This window comes from Variovorax sp. P1_H12_2 (assembly GCF_056405335.1).
The window spans coordinates 1-5676 of record NZ_JBFUCI010000411.1 but is presented as its reverse complement, the minus strand read 5'-3'; the positions used below and the strand labels follow the sequence as shown (position 1 = coordinate 5676).

The 5676-nt window shown below is 68.4% G+C and carries 5 protein-coding genes; all 5 read left to right on the top strand.

The genetic code is table 11. The features are described 5' to 3' along the window. Positions 1-715: carboxyl transferase domain-containing protein (locus tag AC1D2K_RS28665; RefSeq protein WP_478093035.1), on the top strand; the 715-nt coding region annotated here is incomplete at its 5' end. Positions 716-719: 4 nt separating this feature from the next. Next, on the top strand, positions 720-2690 hold the full coding sequence (locus tag AC1D2K_RS28660; protein WP_478093033.1) for an acetyl-CoA carboxylase biotin carboxylase subunit: 1971 nt from the start codon (positions 720-722) through the stop codon (positions 2688-2690). A 19-nt stretch (positions 2691-2709) separates the two neighbouring features. After that, positions 2710-3840: a Re/Si-specific NAD(P)(+) transhydrogenase subunit alpha gene (locus tag AC1D2K_RS28655; protein ID WP_478093031.1), complete on the top strand. Its 1131-nt coding sequence runs from the start codon at positions 2710-2712 to the stop codon at positions 3838-3840. A 22-nt stretch (positions 3841-3862) separates the two neighbouring features. Then, entirely contained in the window at positions 3863-4189 is a 327-nt protein-coding gene (locus AC1D2K_RS28650; protein WP_478093029.1) for an NAD(P) transhydrogenase subunit alpha part 2, read from the top strand. Continuing rightward, positions 4186-5673, top strand: a complete 1488-nt coding sequence (locus AC1D2K_RS28645; protein ID WP_478093028.1) for an NAD(P)(+) transhydrogenase (Re/Si-specific) subunit beta — start codon at positions 4186-4188, stop codon at positions 5671-5673. The genes AC1D2K_RS28650 and AC1D2K_RS28645 overlap by 4 nt, the downstream gene beginning before the upstream one ends. Positions 5674-5676: the final 3 nt, after the last annotated feature.

Here is a 5676-nt window from a genome sequence, read left to right as displayed (position 1 = left end):
TGATGCGGCCCGCGAGGCGCCTGCACTGGACACGCTGGTGCCGCAAGCCGATGCGGACGCCTACGACGTCAGGGAACTCATCGTGCAGGTGAGCGACGAAGCGGACTTCTTCGAATTGCAGTCCGACTTCGCCCCGAATGCGGTCATCGGCTTCGCGCGGGTCGATGGCCGCACCGTCGGCGTGGTGGCCAACCAGTCGTCGGTGCTGGCCGGCGTGCTCGACTGCGACGCGGCCCGCAAGATGGCGCGCTTCGTGCGCTTCTGCGACGCCTTCGGCATCGCGGTGCTCAGCTTCGTCGACACGCCCGGCTTCCTGCCCGGCGTCGCGCAGGAGCACGGCGGCGTGGCCCGGCACGTGGGCAAGTTGCTGTGCGCCTACGCGCAGGCCACAGTCCCGCTCGTGACGGTGGTGCTGCGCAAGGCCTTGGGCGGTGCGGGCGGTGCGATGGGATCGCGCGCGCTCGGCGCCGACCTGGTCTATGCCTGGCCCGACGCGCAGATCGGACTCCTGAACGCCCAGGGCGCCGTGGCGCTGGGCGACGATCCGCAAGCGGCGCAGCAACGCCTCGCGGCCGACGCTGCGGCGCGCCGCGGCGACATCGACGATGTCATCGTTCCGCGCCAGACCCGCGGGCACCTCGTGCAGGCGCTGGAACTGCTGGCGCAGAAGTCGTGTGCGCAGCCCTGGCGCAAGCACGCCAACCTACCTCTCTAGCCCCATGTTCTCCAAGATTCTGATCGCCAATCGCGGCGAGATTGMCTGCCGGATCATCAGGACGGCGCGCCGGATGGGCATCCGGACCGTGGCGGTGTATTCCGATGCCGACGCTCGGGCGCTGCACGTGCAGATGGCCGACGAGGCCGTCCACATCGGACCGGCGCCGGCGATCGAGTCCTACCTGGTGATGGACAAGATCATCGAGGCTTGCCGTCGCACCGGGGCCGACGCGGTGCAYCCGGGCTACGGCTTCCTCTCGGAGCGTGCGGCCTTCGCCACGGCGCTGAAGGCGGCCGGCATCGTGTTCATTGGACCGAACCCGGGCGCGATGGAGGCGATGGGCGACAAGATCGAATCCAAGAAGCGCGCCAGCGCGGCACGGGTCTCGACGGTGCCGGGCTACCTGGGCGTGATCTCGGACCCGGCCCATGCGGTGGAGATCGCCAACGAGATCGGCTATCCGGTGATGATCAAGGCCTCGGCCGGCGGCGGCGGCAAGGGCATGCGCATCGCGGCCTCGGCCGCCGAGGTGGCCGAGGGCTATGCGCGCGCCAAGTCCGAGGCGGCATCGTCCTTCGGGGACGACCGCGTGTTCGTCGAGAAGTTCATCGTCGATCCGCGCCACATCGAGATCCAGGTCCTGGGCGACAAGCACGGCAACGTGGTCTATCTCGGAGAGCGCGAATGCTCCATTCAACGCCGCAACCAGAAGGTGATCGAGGAAGCGCCGTCGCCGCTGCTCGACGAGGCCACGCGCAGGCGCATGGGCGAGCAGGCCGTGGCGCTGGCGCGCGCCGTGAACTACGACTCGGCGGGCACGGTCGAGTTCGTCTGCGGGCAGGACAAGTCCTTCTACTTCCTGGAGATGAACACGCGGCTGCAGGTCGAGCATCCGGTGACGGAACTGATCACGGGCATCGACCTGGTCGAGCAGATGATCCATGTGGCCGCCGGCGGCAAGCTGGCGTTCGCTCAGGAAGACATCCGGCTGAAGGGCTGGGCGGTCGAAAGCCGCGTCTATGCCGAAGACCCGACGCGCAACTTCATGCCTGCGACCGGGCGGCTCACCACCTACCGCCCACCCGTCGAAGGCCAGCACGATGGCGTCACGGTGCGCAATGACACCGGCGTGTACGAGGGCGGCGAGATATCGATCCACTACGACCCGATGATCGCCAAGCTGGTGACGCACGCGCCCACGCGGGCCGAGGCGATCGACCAGCAGGCGCTCGCGCTCGATGCCTTTGCCATCGAAGGCATCCGGCACAACATTGCATTCCTGTCTGCGCTGATGCGTCATCCGCGCTGGCGCGCCGGCAAGCTGTCGACGGCTTTCATTGCCGACGAGTTCAAGGGGGGCTTCGTGTTGCCGCCGCCTGAAGGACTCACGGCGCAACGCATGGCCGCGGTCGCTGCCTCGATGGACGCGCTGGCCGATGGGGGCGCCGCTGCAGTCGGGCGTCGTGTGGTGCTTCTGGGAGCTGCGGCGCACCGGGTCACGGTCGAGGGCCAGCGCGGCCACTGGCGCGTCGGCTTCGACGATCTGCCGGGGATCGTGCACGAGGTGATATCCGGTTGGATTCCGGGGCAGCCGGTCTGGAAGGGCTCGATCGACGGCGAGGCGGTGGCGATGCAGTTTCGCCGCACCGGCGACGGCGCCACGCTGGCCCATGCCGGCACGCAGGCCGAGGTCTGCGTGCTGTCGGCACGCGAGGCTGAACTGCTGGCGTGGATGCCGAAGCGGCAGCAGGCGGCCACCGGTTCCCAACTGCGCAGCCCGATGCCGGCGATGGTCGTCGCGATCTCCGCGGAAGTGGGCCAGGCCGTGGCGGCCGGCGATCCCCTGTGCGTCGTCGAGGCCATGAAGATGGAAATCACGCTCGGCGCCGAGCGCGCCGGTGTGGTGTCGAAGGTTCACGTGGGCCGCGGTGATGCGCTCGCGCTCGACGCGGTGATCATCGAATTCGAATGAATCCTGAGAGGCGGACTGTATGAAGATAGGCGTGCCGGCCGAGACTGTGCCAGGCGAAACCCGAGTTGCCGTGACCCCGGAGACCGCGAAGAAGCTCGTGGCGCAGGGCCATGTGGTGCGTGTGCAAGCGGGCGCGGGCGTGGCTGCGAGCGTGACCGATGCGGCGTACCAGGCCGCGGGGGCGGAGATCACGGATGCGGCGGGGGCSTTCGGCGCCGAGATCGTGCTCAAGGTGCGCACGCCGGACGAGCGCGAGAGCGCGCTGATGAAGCCGGGCACGGTGGTCATCGGCATGCTCAACCCSTTCGACGGRGCGGGGCTGCAGCGCCTGGCTGCCGCCGGSCTSACGGCCTTCGCGCTGGAGGCCGCGCCGCGCACCACGCGCGCGCAGAGCATGGACGTGCTCTCCTCGCAGGCCAACATCGCCGGCTACAAGGCCGTGATGATCGCGGCCGACCARTACCAGCGCTTCTTCCCGATGCTGATGACCGCCGCGGGCACCGTGAAGGCCGCSCGGGTSGTGATCCTGGGYGTCGGCGTGGCCGGCCTGCAGGCGATCGCGACCGCCAAGCGCCTGGGCGCGGTGATCGAGGCGTCCGATGTGCGSCCSWSSGTSAAGGAGCAGATCGAGTCGCTGGGCGGCAAGTTCATCGAGGTGTCCTACGACACCGACGAGGAGAAGGAAGCGGCGGTCGGYGTCGGCGGCTACGCCAAGCCGATGCCCGCGAGCTGGCTGGCGCGCCAGCAGGTSGARGTCGCCAAGCGCGTCGCGCTGGCCGACATCGTGATCAGCACCGCGCTGATCCCGGGGCGCGCGGCGCCGACSCTCATCACCGAAGACATGGTCAAGTCGATGAAGCCGGGCTCGGTGATCGTGGACATCGCCGCCGGCAAGGGGCCTGGCGGCGTGGGCGGCAACTGCCCCTTGTCCGAAGCCGACCAGACGGTGRTCAGGCACGGCGTGACCATCGTSGGCGAGACCAACCTGGCSGCGCGGGTGGCGGCGGACGCGTCGGCGCTGTATGCGCGCAACGTGCTCGACTTCCTCAAGCTGATCGTGGCCAAGGAGGGCRCGCTCAAGATCGACCTCGAGGACGACATCGTGGCGGCCTGCCGGATGGCGCARGACGGCCAGGTCACCAAGAACTAAGCGAACCCCCGGAGGAGAAGACATGGATCCCGTTTCCCATACCGTCATCAACCTGATCATCTTCGTGCTGGCGATCTACGTCGGCTACCACGTGGTGTGGACCGTCACGCCGGCRCTGCACACGCCGCTGATGGCGGTSACCAAYGCGATCTCGGCGATCGTGATCGTGGGCGCGATGCTGGCCGCGGCGCTGACCGAGWSCGGCCTGGGCAAGACCATGGGCGTGCTGGCGGTGGCGCTGGCCGCGGTCAACGTCTTCGGCGGCTTCCTGGTGACGCGGCGCATGCTCGAGATGTTCAAGAAGAAGGAYARRAAGGCRCCGGCCGCTGGCAAGGGGAATGCAGCATGAGCATGAACCTCGTCACGCTGCTGTACCTCGTTGCCAGTGTCTGCTTCATCCAGGCCYTSAAGGGCCTCTCCCACCCSACSACYTCGATCCGCGGCAACGTCTTCGGCATGGTGGGCATGGCGATCGCCATCCTGACCACCGCGGCGCTGATCGTGCAGCTGTCGGGCGGCAAGGCGATSGGCATGGCCTGGGTGCTSYTGGGCCTGGTGGTCGGCGGGGGCTACGGCGCCTACCGGGCCARGACGGTCGAGATGACSCARATGCCCGAGCTGGTGGCCTTCTTCCACAGCATGATCGGCCTGGCGGCGGTGTTCATCGCGGTGGCCGCGGTGGTCGAGCCCTGGGCCTTCGGCATCACGCCGGCGCCGGTGGCGGCCGCGGTCGGCATCAACACCCCCGACGGGGCCGCCATCATCGACGGCTTCCTGCGCTACGCGATCCCCGCGGGCAACCGGCTGGAGCTGTTCCTGGGSGCGGCCATCGGCGCGATCACCTTCAGCGGCTCGGTGATCGCCTTCGGCAAGCTGTCGGGCAAGTACAAGTTCCGCCTGTTCCAGGGCGCGCCGGTGGCCTTCCGCGGCCAGCACAAGCTGAACCTGGTGCTGGGCCTCCTGACCATCGCGCTGGGCCTGGTGTAYGTGGCCACCGAGAGCTGGAGCGCCTTCCTCGCGATGCTGGTGCTGGCCTTCGTGATGGGCGTSYTGATCATCATCCCGATCGGCGGGGCCGACATGCCGGTGGTGGTGTCGATGCTCAACAGCTACTCGGGCTGGGCGGCCGCGGGCATCGGCTTCAGCCTGAACAACGCGATGCTGATCGTGGCGGGCTCGCTGGTGGGCAGCTCGGGCGCGATCCTGAGCTACATCATGTGCAAGGCGATGAACCGCTCGTTCTTCAACGTGATCCTGGGCGGCTTCGGCGGCGAGGCGGCCACGGCGGCCACCGGCGCCCAGGAGCAGCGCCCGGTCAAGAGCGGCAGCGCCGACGATGCGGCCTACATGCTGAGCAACGCCGAGACGGTGATCATCGTGCCGGGCTACGGCCTGGCGGTRGCGCGGGCCCAGCACGCGGTGAACGAGCTGGCCGAGAAGCTCACCCACAAGGGGGTGACGGTGAAGTACGCGATCCATCCGGTGGCCGGGCGCATGCCGGGGCACATGAACGTGCTGCTGGCSGARGCCGAGGTGCCCTACGACCAGGTGTTCGAGATGGAGGACATCAACGGCGAGTTCGCGCAGGCCGACGTGGCGATCATCCTGGGGGCCAACGACGTGGTGAACCCGGCGGCGCTGCAAAAGGGCACGCCGATCTACGGCATGCCGATCCTGGAGGCCTACAAGGCCAAGACGGTGATCGTGAACAAGCGTTCCATGGCCGCGGGCTACGCCGGGCTGGACAACGARCTGTTCTACATGGACAAGACCATGATGGTCTTCGGCGACGCCAAGAAGGTGGTCGAGGACATGGCCAAGGCGATCGAGTAGCTC